15 protein-coding genes are annotated in these 17,429 nt (G+C 72.1%); 7 read left to right on the top strand and 8 right to left on the bottom strand.

The features are described from left to right. The first annotated feature begins 47 nt into the window (after nt 1-47). The 4 genes from WQ53_RS08665 to WQ53_RS08650 all read left to right on the top strand — a co-directional run bounded on the left by WQ53_RS08665 (nt 48) and on the right by WQ53_RS08650 (nt 6,047). Nucleotides 48-2,213: a S46 family peptidase gene (locus tag WQ53_RS08665; RefSeq protein WP_082112927.1), complete on the top strand. Its 2,166-nt coding sequence runs from the start codon at nt 48-50 to the stop codon at nt 2,211-2,213. A gap of 26 nt (nt 2,214-2,239) precedes the next feature. Further along, nucleotides 2,240-2,728: a GNAT family N-acetyltransferase gene (locus tag WQ53_RS08660; RefSeq protein WP_052631802.1), complete on the top strand. Its 489-nt coding sequence runs from the start codon at nt 2,240-2,242 to the stop codon at nt 2,726-2,728. 154 nt (nt 2,729-2,882) lie between these two features. After that, the gene (locus tag WQ53_RS08655; protein WP_052631801.1) at nt 2,883-5,261 is read left to right on the top strand and encodes a Tex family protein; all 2,379 of its coding nucleotides are present in this window, start codon (nt 2,883-2,885) and stop codon (nt 5,259-5,261) included. A gap of 264 nt (nt 5,262-5,525) precedes the next feature. Further along, a complete protein-coding gene (locus WQ53_RS08650) occupies nt 5,526-6,047 on the top strand; it encodes a rhodanese-like domain-containing protein (protein WP_052631800.1) in 522 nt (173 codons plus the stop codon). Nucleotides 6,048-6,054: 7 nt separating this feature from the next. Here WQ53_RS08650 and WQ53_RS08645 read toward each other — a convergent pair whose 3' ends face one another. From WQ53_RS08645 to WQ53_RS16765, 3 genes are all read right to left on the bottom strand, one after another. Then, complete coding sequence (locus WQ53_RS08645; RefSeq protein ID WP_052631799.1) at nt 6,055-7,032, bottom strand: cation diffusion facilitator family transporter; 978 nt, start codon at nt 7,030-7,032, stop codon at nt 6,055-6,057. Between the two features lie 103 nt (nt 7,033-7,135). Beyond that, nucleotides 7,136-9,025: a tRNA uridine-5-carboxymethylaminomethyl(34) synthesis enzyme MnmG gene (mnmG, locus tag WQ53_RS08640; RefSeq protein ID WP_052631798.1), complete on the bottom strand. Its 1,890-nt coding sequence runs from the start codon at nt 9,023-9,025 to the stop codon at nt 7,136-7,138. Between the two features lie 451 nt (nt 9,026-9,476). Further along, nucleotides 9,477-10,253, bottom strand: a complete 777-nt coding sequence (locus WQ53_RS16765; protein ID WP_052631797.1) for a hypothetical protein — start codon at nt 10,251-10,253, stop codon at nt 9,477-9,479. A gap of 151 nt (nt 10,254-10,404) precedes the next feature. Here WQ53_RS16765 and WQ53_RS08630 point away from each other — a divergent pair, with 151 nt between their 5' ends. From WQ53_RS08630 to WQ53_RS08620, 3 genes are all read left to right on the top strand, one after another. Continuing rightward, nucleotides 10,405-11,358: a pyridoxal-phosphate dependent enzyme gene (locus WQ53_RS08630; protein ID WP_052631796.1), complete on the top strand. Its 954-nt coding sequence runs from the start codon at nt 10,405-10,407 to the stop codon at nt 11,356-11,358. After that, a complete protein-coding gene (locus tag WQ53_RS08625; protein WP_052634002.1) occupies nt 11,355-11,960 on the top strand; it encodes a YdcF family protein in 606 nt (201 codons plus the stop codon). The genes WQ53_RS08630 and WQ53_RS08625 overlap by 4 nt, the downstream gene beginning before the upstream one ends. A 160-nt stretch (nt 11,961-12,120) precedes the next feature. Further along, a complete protein-coding gene (locus WQ53_RS08620; RefSeq protein ID WP_052631795.1) occupies nt 12,121-12,549 on the top strand; it encodes a ketosteroid isomerase-related protein in 429 nt (142 codons plus the stop codon). 95 nt (nt 12,550-12,644) lie between these two features. Here WQ53_RS08620 and bioC read toward each other — a convergent pair whose 3' ends face one another. The 5 genes from bioC to bioB all read right to left on the bottom strand — a co-directional run bounded on the left by bioC (nt 12,645) and on the right by bioB (nt 17,386). After that, a complete protein-coding gene (gene bioC, locus WQ53_RS08615; protein ID WP_052631794.1) occupies nt 12,645-13,529 on the bottom strand; it encodes a malonyl-ACP O-methyltransferase BioC in 885 nt (294 codons plus the stop codon). A gap of 23 nt (nt 13,530-13,552) precedes the next feature. Beyond that, nucleotides 13,553-14,317: a pimeloyl-ACP methyl ester esterase BioH gene (gene bioH / locus WQ53_RS08610; RefSeq protein ID WP_052631793.1), complete on the bottom strand. Its 765-nt coding sequence runs from the start codon at nt 14,315-14,317 to the stop codon at nt 13,553-13,555. Nucleotides 14,318-14,717: 400 nt separating this feature from the next. Continuing rightward, nucleotides 14,718-15,098, bottom strand: a complete 381-nt coding sequence (locus WQ53_RS08605; RefSeq protein ID WP_082112926.1) for a DUF7079 family protein — start codon at nt 15,096-15,098, stop codon at nt 14,718-14,720. Between the two features lie 10 nt (nt 15,099-15,108). Next, entirely contained in the window at nt 15,109-16,302 is a 1,194-nt protein-coding gene (bioF, locus tag WQ53_RS08600; protein WP_052631792.1) for an 8-amino-7-oxononanoate synthase, read from the bottom strand. Between the two features lie 34 nt (nt 16,303-16,336). Continuing rightward, nucleotides 16,337-17,386, bottom strand: coding sequence for a biotin synthase BioB (gene bioB, locus WQ53_RS08595; RefSeq protein WP_052631791.1), 1,050 nt, complete (start codon nt 17,384-17,386; stop codon nt 16,337-16,339). Nucleotides 17,387-17,429: the final 43 nt, after the last annotated feature.

Raw genomic sequence — 17,429 nt, 5'->3', positions numbered from 1 at the left:
GCCGCCGCTAACGTTTCCGGTCCGCTTATCGAGAATGTGACCCGCCGATGACGAACAACATGCCGGCCGCCCCGCGGCGCCGACGCCACCCGGCCCGCGCCCTGCTGGCCTGCCTGGCCACCCTGTCCGCCGCCGCGCACGCCGACGAGGGCATGTGGATGGCCGCGCAGCTGCCGCAGATCGGTGAACAGCTGCGTCAGGCCGGCTACGCAGGCGACCCCGCCGCGCTGGCCGACCTCACCGCCGCCCCGCTCAACGCGGTGGTGCGCGCTGGCGGCGGCACCGGCGCCTTCGTTTCCGCCGACGGCCTGGTGCTGACCAACCACCACGTCGCCTACGGCGTGATCCAGTACAACAGCACCCCGCAGCGCAACCTGATCGACGACGGCTACATCGCCGCCGACCGCGCCGCCGAACTGCCGGCCAATCCCGATTACCGGGTGCTGGTCACCGTCGGCTTCGACCGGGTCACCGACCAGGTGCTGGGCGCGGCGCGCGGCAAGTCCGGCCGCGCCTACTTCGACGCGGTCGACGCGGCCAGCAAGCGCATCGTGGCCGAGTGCGAACGGGAAACCGGGATCCGCTGCAGCGTGGCCAACATGTACTACGGCACCGACTTCTACCGGATCCGCCAGCTGGAACTGCGCGACCTGCGCCTGGTGTACGCGCCGCCGCGCGCGATCGGCAACTTCGGCGACGAGACCGACAACTTCATGTGGCCGCGCCACACCGGCGACTTCACCCTGCTGCGCGCCTACGTCGGCCGCGACGGCAAGCCGGCCGCGCATTCGCCGGACAACGTGCCCTACCAGCCGCCCTCGCACCTGCGCATCGCCCACGACGGGCCGCGCGAGGGCGACTTCGCCATGCTCGCCGGCTACCCGGGCATCACCTACCGCCACCGCACCGCCGCCGAGTTCGCCGAGCAGGTGGAGTGGACGCTGCCGGCGCGGGTGGCGGTGTTCGACCAGCTGCTGGCGGCGATCGAGCGCGGCGGCGCCGGCAACGCCGAGGCCGCGACCCGCTACGCCTCGCAGGTGCAGTCGCTGAAGAACAACCGCAAGCGCGCCGCCGGCGAGCTGGACGGTCTGCTGCGCAGCGACGCGGTTCGCCAGCGCGCGCAGGACGAGCGCGGCATGCTCGCCGCCACCGGCCGCGGCGACCGCCGCGACATCGACGCGCTGGCCGGGGTGCTGGCCCAGGCCTCGGCGGTACGCGAACGCGAACTGCTGCTGGGCCTGCTCGGCAGCCAGACCCAGCTGATGCGCTCGGCCCTGCTGCTGGAACGGCTGCGCCTGGAATCGGCCCGGCCCGACGCCGAGCGCGAGAGCGGCTACCAGGCCCGCGACCTGGCCCTGATCGAGGGCACCCTGAAGCAGGTCCAGCGCCGCTACGACCCGGCCGTGGAAAAGGCGCTGCTCGCCGAACTGCTCGGCCGCTACCAGCGCCTGCCCGACGCGCAGCGCCTGCCCGAGTTCGACGCGGCCTTCGGCCGCACCCCGGACGCGCTGGCCACGGCGCTGGATGCGCTGTACGCCGGCACCGCGCTGGGCGACGAACCGGTGCGGCTGGCGGCGTTCGCGGCAGCGCGCGAGGGCCGCGCGCTGCCGGCCGACCCGCTGCTGGAACTAGCAGCGCGGCTCATCCCGGCACAGCTGCGCCTGGAGCAGGAGCGCAAGACCCGCGACGGCGAACTGCTGCGCCTGCGCCCGGCCTACATGCGCGCGCTGGTCGCCTGGCGCGAGCAGCAGGGAGGCGCGGTGTACCCGGACGCCAACGGCACCCTGCGGGTCAGCTACGGCCGTCTGGAACGCCTGCAGCCGCGCGACGCGGTGACCTACGCCCCGGTGACCACGGTGGCCGGGATCGCCGAGAAGCACACCGGCCAGGTCCCGTTCGACGCGCCGCAGCCGCTGCTGGACGCGATCGCCCGCGGCGACTTCGGCGCCACCGCCGACCCGGCGCTGGGCACGCAGACGGTCAACTTCCTCACCAACCTGGACACCACCGGCGGCAACTCCGGCTCGCCGGTGCTCAACGCCCGCGGCGAGCTGATCGGCCTGAACTTCGACAGCAACTGGGAGGCGGTCAGCGCCAGCTGGTGGTTCGACCCGCGCTACAAGCGCGCGATCCACGTCGACATGCGCTACATGCGCTGGCTGATGGAGCAGGTGTATCCGGCGCCGCACGTGCTGCGCGAGATGGGGCTGTAGCCCGGTCCAGAGGCCAGTCTCCAGACATGCTCATCCGCGACTTCACGCCAGCAGACCAAGCGGAACTTCGACATGTGTTCATGTCGTCCGTCCATGAACTTGCGCGCAACTTCTATACGAGGGATCAACTCGATGCGTGGGCTCCGCATGCCCATGACGAGCAGCAATGGGCAGACAGGATCTCCGCCTTGTGCCCGTTCGTTGCGGTAGTCGATGACCAGCTGGCCGGATATGCCGACCTTCAAGCGTCCGGCCATATCGACCACTTCTTCGTGGCGGCGCGATTCTCCGGACGTGGCATTGGCTCCGCACTCATGGAGCACATCCACCAGGCAGCCACCCGGCGTGGCATTCCGGAGTTGTCCGCCTGCGTGAGCCTCGCAGCGGAATCGTTCTTTTCCAGGCATGGGTTTTCGGTCGCGCGGCGCCAGTCGGCAATCGTCAACGGGATATCGCTGGACAACGCCCTGATGACCAAGCGGCTGCTGTCCGGCAGTTCCTTCGGGCCGGCTTGACCCGGACGACCGCCTCCGGCCGCCGGCTTGGCCGGCCCGGGTACTTGTCCTGCGGCCGGACCGCCGCAGATATCTTCCCTTGTCAACGGCTTACATACGCGCGGCGCGGTTGCCACAATCGGGTTCCGCTTTTCCAACGCAGAATCCGCAGTCCATGACCGAAATCTCCGCCGCGCTCGCGCGCAAGATCGCCCAGACCATCGCCGAGGAGATCGGCGCGCAGGCCGCGCAGGTGCACGCCGCCGTCGGCCTGCTCGACGAGGGCGCGACCGTGCCGTTCATCGCCCGCTACCGCAAGGAGGTCACCGGCGGCCTGGACGACACCCAGCTGCGCAACCTGGAGGTGCGCCTGGGCTACCTGCGCGAGATGGAGGAACGCCGCGCCGCGATCCTGGCCAGCATCGACGAGCAGGGCAAGCTGAGCGACGAGCTGCGCGCCGAGATCGAGGCCGCCGACAGCAAGTCGCGGCTGGAAGACCTGTACCTGCCGTACAAGCCCAAGCGCCGCACCCGCGCGCAGATCGCGCGCGAGGCCGGGCTGGAGCCGCTGGCCGACGGCCTGCTCGCCGATCCTACGCGCGTACCGGAAGAGTTCGCCGCCGCGTTCGTCGACGCCGACAAGGGCGTGGCCGACGCCAAGGCCGCGCTGGAAGGCGCGCGCGCGATCCTGATCGAGCGCTGGGGCGAGGACGCGGCGCTGCTGGGCGAACTGCGCGCGTGGCTCGACGCCAATGGCGTGATCCGCGCCAAGGTGGTGGAAGGCAAGCAGGCGGCGGGCGAGAAGTTCCGCGACTACTTCGACCACGCCGAGCCGCTGGCGAAGATCCCCTCGCACCGGCTGCTGGCGCTGTTCCGCGGCCGCCGCGAGGAGTTCCTGCAGCTGGAACTGGATCCGGGCAGCGACGCCGAAGCCGGCAATGCCTATGCCGAGGGCCGCATCGCCCTGCAGGCCGGGATCGCCGACCGCGGCCGCGCGGCCGACGCCTGGCTGCGCAACGCCTGCCGCCTGGCCTGGCGCGCCAAGATCCACCTGCACCTGCTGCTGGACCTGTTCAACCAGGCCCGCGAGAAGGCCGAGGCCGAGGCCATCGCCGTGTTCGGCGACAACCTCAAGGACCTGCTGCTGGCCGCGCCGGCCGGGCCGAAAACCGTGCTCGGGCTGGACCCGGGCCTGCGCACCGGAGTGAAGGTCGCGGTGGTCGACGCCACCGGCAAGCTGGTGGCCACCGACACCATCTATCCGCACGAGCCCAGGCGCCAGTGGGACGCCTCGCTGGCCACGCTGCGCAAGCTGTGCGTCGCGCACGGCGTGCAGCTGGTCGCGATCGGCAACGGCACCGCCTCACGCGAGACCGACAAGCTGGCCGGCGACCTGCTCAAGCTCGCGCCCGAACAGAAGATGCAGAAGATCGTGGTCAGCGAGGCCGGCGCCTCGGTGTATTCGGCTTCCGAACTGGCGGCGAAGGAATTCCCCGGCCTGGACGTGTCGCTGCGCGGCGCGGTGTCGATTGCACGACGCCTGCAGGATCCGCTGGCCGAACTGGTCAAGATCGAACCCAAGGCCATTGGCGTGGGCCAGTACCAGCACGACGTGGACCAGTACAAGCTGGCGCGCGCGCTCGACGCGAGGGTCGAGGACTGCGTGAACGCGGTTGGCGTGGACGTGAACACCGCTTCGGCGCCGCTGCTGGCACGCGTGTCCGGCCTGTCCTCCACCGTGGCCGAGAACATCGTTGCCTACCGCGACCAGAACGGCGCCTTCCCTTCGCGCAGGACGCTGCTGAAAGTGCCGCGCCTGGGCGAGAAGACCTTCGAGCAGTGCGCCGGCTTCCTGCGCATCGCCGACGGCGAGCAGCCGCTGGACGCGTCCTCGGTGCATCCGGAGGCCTATCCGGTGGTCGAACGCATCCTCGCCGGCAGCGGCAAGCAGGTGAAGCAGATCATCGGCGACGGCGCGTTCCTGCGTTCGCTCAGGGCCGAGCAGTTCACCGACGAGCGCTTCGGCCTGCCGACCGTGCGCGACATCCTCAAGGAGCTGGAGAAGCCCGGCCGCGACCCGCGCCCGGAGTTCAAGGCGGCGAGGTTCGCCGACGGCGTGGAAGACATCAAGGACCTGCGCCCGGGCATGGTGCTGGAGGGCGTGGTCAGCAATGTGGCTGCGTTCGGCGCGTTCGTCGACATCGGCGTGCACCAGGACGGGCTGGTCCACATCTCGGCGCTGTCGGACAAGTTCGTGAAGGATCCGCGCGAGGTGGTGAAGGCCGGCGACATCGTCAAGGTCAAGGTGCTGGAGGTGGACGTGGCGCGCAAGCGCATCGCCCTGACCCGGCGCCTGGACGACGAACCGGGCCAGGCGAACCCGCGGGCGGGCGAGCGCGATGCGGGCCGCCGCGACGGCGGACGACCCGGCGGCGGCGCGACGCGCGACGCGCGCGGCAACGACCGCAACCGCGGCGGTGCCCGCCCGCAGGTGCAGGCCGCGCCGTTCAACAGCGCCATGGCCGACGCGCTCAAGGGGCTGCGCCGCCCATAACCGCCATTCCAGCGGTTTCGGGCGTGTTGCGAGGAGAAGCCAAGTCGCTGGGTCCCCGCCTGCGCGGGGACGACGGTGTTCTCACTTGCGCCGAGATGCCTGGCTTTCTCGCCTGCCAGGGATGATGGTCTTGGAGCAGGGCGCGATCGCTAAGCCAGCCGTCGTCCCCGCGCAGGCGGGGACCCAGCGACTTGCGGACGGGCGGCAGGCAGTCGGTGGCCGTGCTCAAATCCGGCTTCTGTCCCCGATCCCGAGGCTTCCCGCATGAAGACCCTTGATCCCCTCGCCGCCCGCGCCCTGCTCGACGACGGCGCCCTGCTGGTGGACATCCGCGACGCCGACGAACATGCGCGCGAACGCATCCCCGGCGCCTGCTGCATCCCGCTGCCGCACCTGGCGTCCTCGCCGCGGCTGCGCGAAGCCGTCGGAGTGGTGCTGTTCCACTGCCGCTCCGGCATGCGTACCCGTGCCAATGCCGCCGCGCTGGAGGCGGCCGCCGGCGGATGCACCGCGTATCTGGTCGAAGGCGGGATCGAGGCCTGGAAGCAGGCAGGCCTGCCGGTGGCGCGCGACGCGCATGCACCGCTGGAACTCATGCGCCAGGTGCAGATCGTGGTGGGCGGCCTGGTGCTGCTCGGCACCGTGCTGGCGGCGACGGTCTCGCCGTGGTTCCTGCTGCTGACCGGCTTCCTCGGCGGCGGCCTGCTGTTCGCCGGACTGTCCGGCTTCTGCGGCATGGCCCTGCTGCTGGCACGCATGCCGTGGAACCGGGCGATGCGCGGCTAGCGCGGCCTCACTCGGCCCATTCGCGGTCGGTGGTGAAGGCGATGGTCAGCCAGCGGTCCGGCGAATCGCCGCCGATCGCCTCGCCGATCTCGTCGCGCAGAGCGTCCCATTGCTCCAGCGTGCGCGCCGGCCAGCCCGCCGGCGCGATGAAGTACAGCTCGATCTGGCGGCCGCGCCCGACCTTGGCCACGTAGGCGCGATAGCCGAGGAAGCCGTGGCGCTCCACGGTCCGCTGCGCGACCTCGTCCACGTGCCGCTTCAGTTCCGCGGGCGTGACCAGCAGGATCTCCTGCAGCGCCTGCCGCACCGCGCCCAGCGGGGTCGGGAACACCACCAGGCACACCAGCGCCAGCACCGCCGGGTCGATGTACGGCGACATCCATTCCAGCGACGTGCCCTGGATCGCCAGGCCGAGGACGAAGGCCACCAGCAGCGCGGCGGTGATCGCCGCCGACATCATCCAGCCACGGACGTCCATCGCCACCAGGTCCGAGCGCAGGCGGCGGTTGGCGCGCCGGCCGTACCCGGCCATGACCAGGCTGATCAGCACGGTGACCACCGCATAGACGATGGCCTGGCCGAACTGCAGCGGCCGGCCGCCGCTCATGAAGCTGCCGACCGCATTGATGAAGGCGTAGACTGCCGCGCCGGACAGCAGCAGGCCGGTGGCGCCCAGCACCATCGGCTCCAGGTGCCAGAAGCCCATGGTGAATTTCTCCACCAGCCGCCGGTTCTGCGCGCCGGTCGCGTTGTAGCCGGCGATCAGGTTGGCCACCAGCAACGCGACCATGCTGGTGGCGCCGTCGGCCAGCGAGTAGATGCCGTCGAAGACGATCGCGTAGGAACCGGAGAGCAGGCCGAAGACGATGCCCAGCGCAGCCACCACCGCGGTGGCGGCGATCGACACGCGCAGCACCCCCGGCTCGGTGGGGGCGTGCCGCGGCCGCTTCCCCGGATCGTCCGGTGCGTGGCCCGGTTCGCTCATGGGCCTAGGGTGCACGAGCGGCCCGGAGCCCGCCACCACCGCCGGAGCGGCGGCGGGCAGCAAGCGACTCTTTCGGACGCGGACCGCGAGAGAGGTTTTCCGCTCAGGCCACCCGGCTGCGACGCAGGCGTTCCAGGTGCACCAGCAGCAGCGAGATCGCCGCCGGAGTCATGCCGGGGATGCGCTGGGCCTGGCCGATGGTCTGCGGGCGTACCCGCTCGAGCTTCTGCTGCACTTCGGCCGACAGTCCGCGCACGGCGGCGTAGTCGAACGCCGCCGGGATCGCGGTGTCCTCCTGCCGTTGCTGGCGCGCGATCTCCTCGCGCTGGCGGTCCAGGTAGCCGGCGTACTTGACCCCGATCTCGACCTGTTCGGCCACCTGCGCGTCGTCCACGCCCGGGCCCAGCGACGGCACCCGCATCAGCGCGGCGTAGCCCAGTTCCGGACGCTTGATCAGGTCCAGCGCGCTGGTCTCGCGGCTCACCGCCACGCCCAGCGCCGCCTCGACCTCGCGGCCCAGCGCGTTGGCCGGCGTCGCCCACAGTGCGCGCAGGCGCTGCGTCTCGCGCTCGATCGCCTCGCGCTTGGCGGCGAAGCGCGCCCAGCGCGCGTCGTCGACCACGCCCAGTTCGCGGCCCTTGGCGGTCAGGCGCAGGTCGGCGTTGTCCTCGCGCAGCTGCAGCCGGTATTCGGCGCGGCTGGTGAACATGCGGTACGGCTCGGTGGTGCCGTGGGTGATCAGGTCGTCGACCAGCACGCCCAGGTAGGCCTCGTCGCGGCGCGGCGACCAGCCGTCGCGGCCCTGCACGAAGCGCGTGGCGTTGAGCCCGGCCAGCAGGCCCTGCGCGGCGGCCTCCTCGTAGCCGGTGGTGCCGTTGATCTGGCCGGCGAAGAACAGGCCCGACACCAGCTTGGTCTCCAGCGTGGCCTTCAGCCCGCGCGGATCGAAGAAGTCGTACTCGATGGCGTAGCCGGGCCGGGTGATGTGCGCCTGTTCGAAGCCGCGGATCGAGCGCACCAGCTCCAGCTGCACGTCGAACGGCAGCGAGGTGGAGATGCCGTTGGGGTAGATCTCGACCACGTCCAGCCCTTCGGGCTCGACGAAGATCTGGTGGCTGGCCTTCTCGGCGAAGCGCACCACCTTGTCCTCGATCGAGGGGCAGTAGCGCGGGCCGATGCCCTCGATCTGGCCGGTGTACAGCGGCGAGCGGTCCAGCGCGGCGCGGATGATTTCGTGGGTGCGCTCGCTGGTATGGGTGATCCAGCACGGCACCTGGCGCGGATGCTCGCGCACGTCGCCCAGGAACGACATCACCGGCAGCGGGTCGTCGCCCGGCTGCTGCTCCATCACCGAGTAGTCCAGGGTGCGTCCGTCGATCCGCGGCGGCGTGCCGGTCTTGAGCCGGTCGATCGCGAACGGGCGCTCGCGCAGGCGCGCGGCCAGGGTGGCGGCCGGCGGGTCGCCCATGCGCCCGGCGGTGTACTGGGTCTCGCCGATGTGGATCTTGCCAGCCAGGAAGGTCCCGGCGGTCAGCACCACGGCGGGCGCCTCGAAGCGCAGGCCGGTGCTGGTGAGGGCGCCGCGCACCCGGTCACCGTCGATGAGCAGGTCGTCCACCGCCGCCTGGAACACGGTCAGGTTCGGCTGGTTCTCGACGATGCGGCGGATCGCGCCGCGGTACAGCGCACGGTCGGCCTGGCAGCGGGTGGCGCGCACCGCCGGGCCCTTGCTGGCGTTGAGCGTGCGCCACTGGATGCCGGCCAGGTCGGCCGCGTGCGCCATCGCCCCGCCCAGCGCGTCGATCTCCTTGACCAGGTGGCCCTTGCCGATGCCGCCGATGGCCGGGTTGCAGCTCATCGCGCCCACGGTCTCGATGTTGTGGGTGAGCAGCAGCGTGCGCGCGCCGGCGCGCGCCGACGCCAGCGCGGCCTCGGTGCCGGCGTGGCCGCCGCCGATCACGATCACGTCATAGCGGTGGAAGGACTGGGTCATGGCATCAGGGTCGCGCCGGCCGGGCCGGCGGCTGCAGGGGTGGCGATTCTACCGCCGCCCTGCCGGGCGGTCGGCCAGAAGTTGGCACGCTTCCTGCGGTAACCATCACGTGCACCCACCGCGGCAATGCGTCGGGGGCGCGGGCTGGAATTGGAACAGGGGCCAGCCACGCGCGTGGTGGGGAAGCCGAGGGGCCGGCAGTCGGGGGACTGCCGGCCCCATTTTTTTGCCCGTCGTCCGCCCATCCGTGACGCCGGTCGCACAAACAGGCAGCCCGGCCAAAGGCCGGGCTGCGCTATGGGCGTCGACGTCCGACAGGGCCGGAACAGGGGGGATCCAGATTTCCCTGCCGGACATCGACATGGACTGCGCCGTGCGGGTCAGAACCTGACGCGGCCGGTCACGTGCCGCGCTAGCTTGCGACCAGAAACTGGCCAACGCAAGCGATTTTTCAAGGCTCGAACGTGTCGCGCGTCGCACTCTGGTCCGGGCCGCTGCGGCGCGATTCGGAGACGCGCGGCGCACTACTGCTGCGCTGCGTGCGCTCGGCGCGCGGCGCCATGCCGCTGCTGCGCGTGCCGCCGGCATCATCACCGCCCATCGCGCGAACGCCAGGGCCGCGATACCCGGCAGCGGGCGCCGGTCGTGCACCGCCGCTCCATGTCCCGGGCTCGGCCGCGGGAACCGGGCCAACAGCGGTATCACCGATACCCATCGCACCCGGTCCTGGCTGGCGACGCCGCGGCGGGCCGCCGTCCTCGCCATTGCCCCGACGCAGGCGCTCCATGTCGCGCCAGGGCCCGCGGTTCAGCGGCGGCGGATTGCCGTCGGCGACCGGCGGCGGCCGGTCCGGGCGGCCGTCGTGGCCTGGGCGGCCGTCGTGGTCCGGACGGCCATCGTGACCCGGTCGTGGGCCCGGGTACGGGTAGTGGTGCGGCGGCCGCTGGTGGTAGTAGGGCGGACGGTAGATGCCGCCCGGATAGGCGTAATAGCTGTACGGGTAGCCGTAGCGCAGGCCGAACGACCAGCCCGGGTTGTAGCGGTAGCTGTGGTACGGCGAGCCGTAGCCGTACACGCCATAGCCGTAGTTGGAGTAGCCGTAGGTGGAATAGGCGGTCCGGCTCGAGGAACCGGTGTAGTAGCCGCCGCCGTCGCCCACGTACCCGTAGGTGGTGCAGCCACCGAGCGCCAGCGCCAGCGCCAGCCCGGTGAACAGTCGCAGTTTCATGGGCGTTCCCCCGTAGCGTGTGGGCCCAGCTTCAGGGCCGGGCTTTGAATCCGTGCTTAATCCAGCCGGCGCCTGCCTGTACCGCTCAGCCCCGGGACAGCAGCGTAACGGCTACGCGAGGCCGCAGGCGCAATACGTTAACCTTTGCCGCATGACCGACCATCCCGCCGCCGACGACGTCCTCGCCGCCGCCGCCCGGATCGCCGGCCACGCCGACCTGACCCCGGTGCTGCGCTCGCGCACGCTCGACGCGATCGCCGGCTGCCGGCTGCACTTCAAGGCCGAGCACCTGCAGCGCGGCGGCGCGTTCAAGTTCCGCGGCGCCTGCAACGCGGTGTGGTCGCTGCCGGACGAGGTGGCCGCGCGCGGCGTGGTGACCCATTCCTCCGGCAACCACGGCGCGGCCCTGGCGCTGGCCGCGCGCAGCCGCGGCATTCCCTGCCACGTGGTCGTGCCCGAGGGCGCGGTGGCGGCCAAGCTGGCCAACATCCAGCGCCACGGCGCCACCCTGTGGCGCTGCGAGGCCACCCAGGCCGCGCGCGAGGCGACCTGCGCGCAGGTGCAGGACGCCACCGGCGCGCACCTGGTCCACCCCTATGCCGACGCCCGGGTCATCGCCGGGCAGGGCACGGCCACCCTCGAACTGGTCGGCCAGGCCGGCGTGCCCGACGTCATGGTGGTCCCGGTCGGCGGCGGCGGGCTGGCCGCGGGCACCGCGCTGGCCCTGGCGGCGGTCGCGCCCGGTTGCCGGCTGGTCCTGGCCGAGCCGGCCGGCGCCGACGACACCGCCCGCTCGCTGGCCGCCGGCGAACGCCGGATCGACTTCGTCCCCGACACCGTCTGCGACGGCCTGCGCGGCGCGCTGGGCGCACCGAACTTCGCCCTGCTGCGCGCCTGGGGTGCGGAGGTCGTCGTGGTCGACGACGCGGCCACCGTCGCGGCGATGCGGCTGGCCTGGCAGGTGCTCAAGCAGGTGATCGAGCCGTCCTCGGCGATCGCGCTGGCGGCGGTGCTGGCGCAGCCGGAGCGCTTCGCAGGCCGGGACGTGGGCGTGGTCCTGTCCGGCGGCAACGTCGAGCTGGAGGCATTGCCGTGGCACGCCTGAGCCGGGCCGCCAGCAAGCGGCGCGGCTGGGCCGGCTGGCTGTGGCGCCTGGCATTGCTGGTGCTGGTCTGGCTGGCCGGAGTGGCGGCGTGGATCGTCTGGGTCGGCCAGCGCGACCAGGCCGCGCCGGCCGACGCGATCATCGTGTTGGGCGCCGCCGCGTACCACAAGAACCCGTCGCCCGTGTTCCGCGAGCGGATCCGCCACGGCCTGGACCTGTACCGGCGCGGCTACGCGCCGGTGATCGTGTTCACCGGCGGCTATGGCGCCGGCGCGCCCTTCGCCGAATCGCAGGTGGCGCGCCGCTATGCCCTGCAGCAGGGCATTCCCGAGTCGGCGATCCTGATCGAGTCGGCCTCGCGCAACACCCGCGAGAACCTGGTCCAGGCGCGCCGGGTGATGCAGCAACACGACCTGCGGCGGGCGATCGTGGTCAGCGACCCGCTGCACATGTCCCGTGCGCTAAGGCTTTCCCGCGAAGTGGGCATCGACGCGGTCGGCTCGCCCACGCCCAGCACCCGCTTCCGCACGGTGCAGACCCAGTGGCGCTTCCTGCTGCAGGAAGTGTATTTCTTCCACCGGGATCTGGTGACGTCGGCCTGACGTTCGTACGAACCTGTCGTCCCGGCGAAAGCCGGGACCCAGCGTCTTACACCAAGTTCGACCCCGCTGCAGAGCCGAAGCCACTGGATCCCGGCTTTCGCCGGGACGACGGGAGAGGGTGCGGGCGTATGATGGCCGCTCCACAGCGCAGGCCGTTCCCATGAGGATCGATGGCACCCGCCGCCAGGACCGCGCGATCGAACTGGTGCTGGCCTATTACGCCGCGTTCAACCGCGGCGACCGCGACGGCATGCTCGCGCTGTTGGGCGACGACGTGGTCCACGACCTCAACCAGGGCGCGCGCGAGACCGGCAAGGACGCATTCGCCGCGTTCCTGCGGCGCATGGACACCAGCTACCGCGAGCAGCTGCGCGACATCGTGGTGCTGGCCTCGCAGGACGGCGACCGCGCCGCGGCCGAGTACCTGGTCCACGGCGAATACCTGCACGACGACGAAGGCCTGCCGCCGGCGCACGGGCAGAAGTACGTATTGCCGGGCGGCGCATTCTTCGACATCCGCGACGACCTCATCGTGCGGGTGAGCAACTACTACAACCTGCGAGACTGGATCGGCCAGATATCGGGCTGAGGCGGCGGCCAAAAAGGGGTCAGGTTCATTTTCCCCAGGAAAATGAACCTGACCCCTTTTTGGCGGCGGCGGGGTGGCCTGGGCGAGCCCGGCTGCTACGGGGAGCGGCGGCGGATCGGGATCTGCGACAGCGGCACTGCCGCGATCTCGTGGCCGTCCTCGCGGATCGGCGCGCCGGGCGCCGGTGCCCAGGCCTGCGCATAGATCACTTCCCAGCTGCTGGGCAGGCGGCCGCTGGCGTCGCGCAGCGGCTCGTAGGCCTCGGCCGCGGCGGCGAAGCGCGCGCGCCCGGTCAGGCTGCGCCGGCGCGTGGCCAGTGCGTTGGTCGCGCCGATCGCGCGCAGTTCGCGCATCAGCGCCGGCAGGTCCGGGTAGGTCAGGGTGAACTGGTCGCGGTCCAGCACCGGGTCGCGGAAGCCGGCCGCCACCAGCGCGTCGCCGAACTGCGCGATCGAGGCGAACGGGCTGACGTGCGGCGCGGCATCGGCCTGGGCGAACGCGGCGCGCAGCTCGCCCAGGGTTTCCGGGCCGAAACTCGAGCACAGCAGCAGGCCGCCGGGTCGCAGCACGCGGCGGAAACCGGCGAACACCGCCGGCAGGTCCTCCACCCACTGCAGGCACAGGTTGCTGAAGACCACGTCCACGCTGCCCTCGGCCAGCGGCAACGCACGCGCGTCGGCGCACACGCGGTGGAACGGCTTCCACCAGCCCGCCTGCTTCTTCGCCTGGCGCAGCATCGGCGACGCCAGGTCCAGCGCCAGCACCTGCGCCTTCGGCCAGCGCTTCTTCATCGCCGCGGCGGCGTGGCCGGTGCCGCTGCCGACGTCGAGCACCACCAACGGCGCGCGGTCGTCCAGATAGTCCAGCGACTCCAGCAGGCGCGTGCGCACCTCGGCCTGCAGCGCGGCCGCGGCGTCGTAGCCGGCGGCCGCGCGCGAGAAGGCGCGGCGCACGTGGCGGGGGTCGAACAGTGGATCCATGGGGAGTGCGGCGTGTCGCGGCTTCAGGGCGCGACATTGTCGGCGAAAGCGCCGATCTCCGCCGCCACCGCGTCGGCGTGGCCCAGGAACGGCGCGTGCGCCGCGCCGGCCAGCTCGACGAAGCGCGAACGTGGCGCCAGCGCGGCCGCCTCGGCCATGCCGCGCGGATCCACCAGCCGGTCGCGGCGGCCGCCCAGCCACAGGCTGGGCACGCGCAGGCCGGGCAGGCTGCGGCGCAGGTCGGTGGTCTCGAGCAGGCGCAGGCCGGCCTGCAGCGCGGCCGGGTCAGGTTCGCCGCGCGCGTGCAGCAGCGCGCGCAGGGTTCTCAGTTCGGCGCGGCCGTGCTCGGAGCCGAGCGTGTCCAGGGCGATGAAGCGGTCCAGGGTGCCGGCGTAGTCCTGCGCCAGTTCCTCGCCGAAACGCGAGAACACCACCGGCTCGACCGCGTGCGGCCAGTCCTCCGCGCGCACGAAGCGCGGCGTGGCCGCGACCATCGCCAGCCCGCGCACGGTCGGCAGCGTGGACGCCGCGCGCAGCGCGAACAGGCCGCCCAGCGACCAGCCCAGCCAGATCGCCGGCGGCGTGCGTGCGGCGATCGCGCTGGCCACCACGGCCAGCTCGAGCGCGTCGTCCGGGTCGCGGCTGTGGCCGTGTCCGGGCAGGTCGACCAGGTGCAGGCGGAAGCGCGGCGCCAGGCGCTCGGCCAGCGGCGCGAACGCGCCGCCGTGCAGCGCCCAGCCGTGGATCAGGACCAGGTCCGGGCCGCTGCCCAGGGTTTCGATGTGCATGGCGCATTGTCGCCGACGCGGGTACGGGCCGGAACCGTGTACACCTGCCACGGTATGGGCCGTTGTTGCAGGGCCCATTGATGGGCGATGCGGGTGTCGGAATCGCGAGTGCGTCGCCAAGGGCAGCGGCGTCGGGTCGCCGGCTGAACCCGGCTCCTACAACGGCTGCAGCGCGGCCGCTCTCGTGTAGGAGCTGACTTCAGTCGGCGACACGGGCGTCGGAATCATGGGGACGTCGCCTGAGCCGACGGCGTCGGGTCGCCGGCTGAACCCGGCTCCTACAACGGCTGCGGTGCGGCCGCTCTTCTGTAGGAGCTGACTTCAGTCGGCGACACGGGCGTCGGGAACACGAGGGCGTCGCCTGGGCCGACGGCGTCGCGTCGCCGGCTGAACCCGGCTCCTACAACGGCGGAGCGGCGGCACGGGCGGCGGCGATGCGCGGGCGCAGCGCGTCCCACTCGGCACGGACCATGCCGCGCAGCCAGCCGTCGCTCAGCGCGCGCCACCAGCGCGGGCGCTCGAGCCTGCGCAGGATCGAGGCCACCAGCCAGTCCGGGTCGAAGCCCGCCCATTCCCCGGACACGCCGGCCAAGTTCCGGCGCAGCAGCGGATGCACTTCGTGCAGCAGGATGTATTCGAGCTCGTCCAGCGCATAGGGCGAAGCCGCCAGGGTGCGGACGATGTGCGGATGGAACGCGGCGACCTCGGTGTCCAAGTATAGGTCCGACAGCGCCAGCCAGACCGGGAGCCGCGCCGGCAGGTCGGCCAGCGCCTGGCTCAACACGGCAAGTTCACGCCGCTGCGGTGCGCAGCGCCTGGTCGCGGGCCTCGGCGATCGCGCCGAGCAGGGCGTTGACCTGCTGCGGGGTGTGCAGCGAGGACAGGGTCACGCGCAGCCGCGAACGCCCTTCGGGCACGGTCGGCGGCCGGATCGCGGTGACCAGGAAGCCGCGCCGCTCCAGCGCCGCCGACATCGCCGTGGCGGTGGCCTCGTCGCCGCACATCACTGGCTGGATCGGGGTGGTGGAGGGCATCAGCTCCAGGCCGAAGCGGCCGGCACCGGTGCGGAACTGGCCGACCAGCTCCTGCAGGCGCGTACGCCGCCAGTCGTCGCGCCGCGCCAGGCGGATGGCCGCCAGCGAGGCCGCGGCCAGCGCCGGCGGCAACGCGGTCGTATAGATGTAGGGCCGGGCCACGCCCGCCAGGTGCTCGATCAGGTCGACGTCGCCGGCCACCACCGCGCCGTAGCCGCCCAGGGCCTTGCCCAGCGTGGCCAGCTGCAGCGGCACGTCGGCCACGCCCAGGCCGGCCTCGGCCACGGTGCCGCGGCCCTGCGGGCCGAGCACGCCGATGCCGTGGGCGTCGTCCACGTACAGCAGCGCCTCCTGGGTGCGCGCCACCAGCGACAGCGCGCGCAGCGGCGCGATGTCGCCGTCCATGCTGAACACCCCGTCGGTGGCGAGCATCGCCGCGCCGCCGGGCGCGTTGCGCAGCTGGCGCATCGCCCCTTCCGGGTCCAGGTGCGGGTAGCGGCGCAGGCGCGCGCCGGCCAGGCGGGTGGCGTCGATCAGGCTGGCGTGGTTGAGCCGGTCCTGGACGCAGACGTCCTCGTCCTCCAGCAGCGCCTGCTGCACCGCCAGGTTGGCGGCGAAGCCGCTGCCGAACAGCAGCGCGCGCGGCACGCCGAGCCAGTCGGCCATCTCGCGCTCGAGCTGTTCGTGCATGGCGTGGTGGCCGCAGACCAGATGCGAGGCGGTCGCGCCAGTGCCTTCGCGCGCCACCGCGTCCTGCAGCGCCGCGCCGACCTCGAACTGCGAGGCCAGGCCCAGGTAGTCGTTGCTGCAGAACCCGGTCAGCCACTGCCCGTCCACTTCCAGGCGCACGCCGTCGCGGCGGCCGATCGTGCGGCGCTGGCGCAGGCGGCCCTGCGCGGCACGCAGGCGGCGCTGGGCGAGGATGCGTTCGTGGATGTCGGTCCGTGCCATCGTTTGCCCCTCCCCCCCGGGAGCGCTGCCGTGGTCAGGCCGCGCGTCCGCAGGCGGGCGCCGGCTCGGTGATGTCGGCATGCACGGTAGCGCCAGCGGGCGTCGCGGTTCCGTGATGCGTATCACAGTGATCGAGCGGCATGGGCCTCAGGCCCAGCCGCACGAACAGGGCCTGGTCGCGCTCGACGTCCGGATTGCCGGTGGTCAGCAGCTTTTCGCCGTAGAAGATCGAGTTGGCCCCGGCGGCGAAGCACAGCGCCTGCAACTCGTCGGACATCGCCTCGCGCCCGGCCGACAGGCGCACCATCGAGCGCGGCATGGCGATCCGGGCCACGGCGATCATGCGCACGAACTCGAACGGATCCAGTTCGGCGGTGCCGGCCAGCGGGGTGCCGGCCACCTGCACCAGGCGGTTGATCGGCACCGAGTCCGGGTGCGCGGGCAGGTTGGCCAGGGCCTGCAGCAGGCCGGCGCGCTGTGCGCGGGTCTCGCCCATGCCGACGATGCCGCCGCAGCAGGTCTTCAGCCCGGCCTCGCGCACGTGCTCCAGCGTGTCCAGCCGGTCCTGGTACTGGCGGGTGTGGATGACGTCGCCATAGAACTCCGGGGCGGTGTCCAGATTGTGGTTGTAGTAGTCCAGGCCGGCGTCCTTCAACGCGCCGGCCTGCCCCGGCGAGAGCATGCCCAGGGTGGCGCAGGTCTCCAGGCCCAGCGCCTTCACCCCGGCGATCATCTCGGCGACCTTGGGGATATCGCGGTCCTTGGGGCTGCGCCAGGCCGCGCCCATGCAGAAGCGTGAGGCGCCGGCGGCCTTGGCCTGGCGCGCCTTCTCCAGCACCGCGGCCCCGTCCATCAGCTTGGTCGCGTCCACGCCGGTGTGGTAGCGCTGGGCCTGCGGGCAGTAGCCGCAGTCCTCCGGGCAGCCGCCGGTCTTGACCGAAAGCAGGGTCGAGACCTGGACTTCGGCCGGGTCGAAGTGTTCGCGGTGGACCGAGGCGGCGCGGAACAGCAGCTCGGTCAGCGGCAGGTCGAACAGGGCGAGCAGTTCCTCGCGGCGCCAGTCGTGGCGGAGTTCCGAAGGCATGGCGGGCGGTTTCCTGACGGTAGCGGCGGCGGAAACGGGGGAG

Source organism: Pseudoxanthomonas suwonensis (assembly GCF_000972865.1).
Lineage (GTDB): Bacteria > Pseudomonadota > Gammaproteobacteria > Xanthomonadales > Xanthomonadaceae > Pseudoxanthomonas > Pseudoxanthomonas suwonensis_B.
The sequence above is the reverse complement of the archived record's forward strand: the minus strand, read 5'-3'. Positions and strand labels throughout refer to the sequence as shown.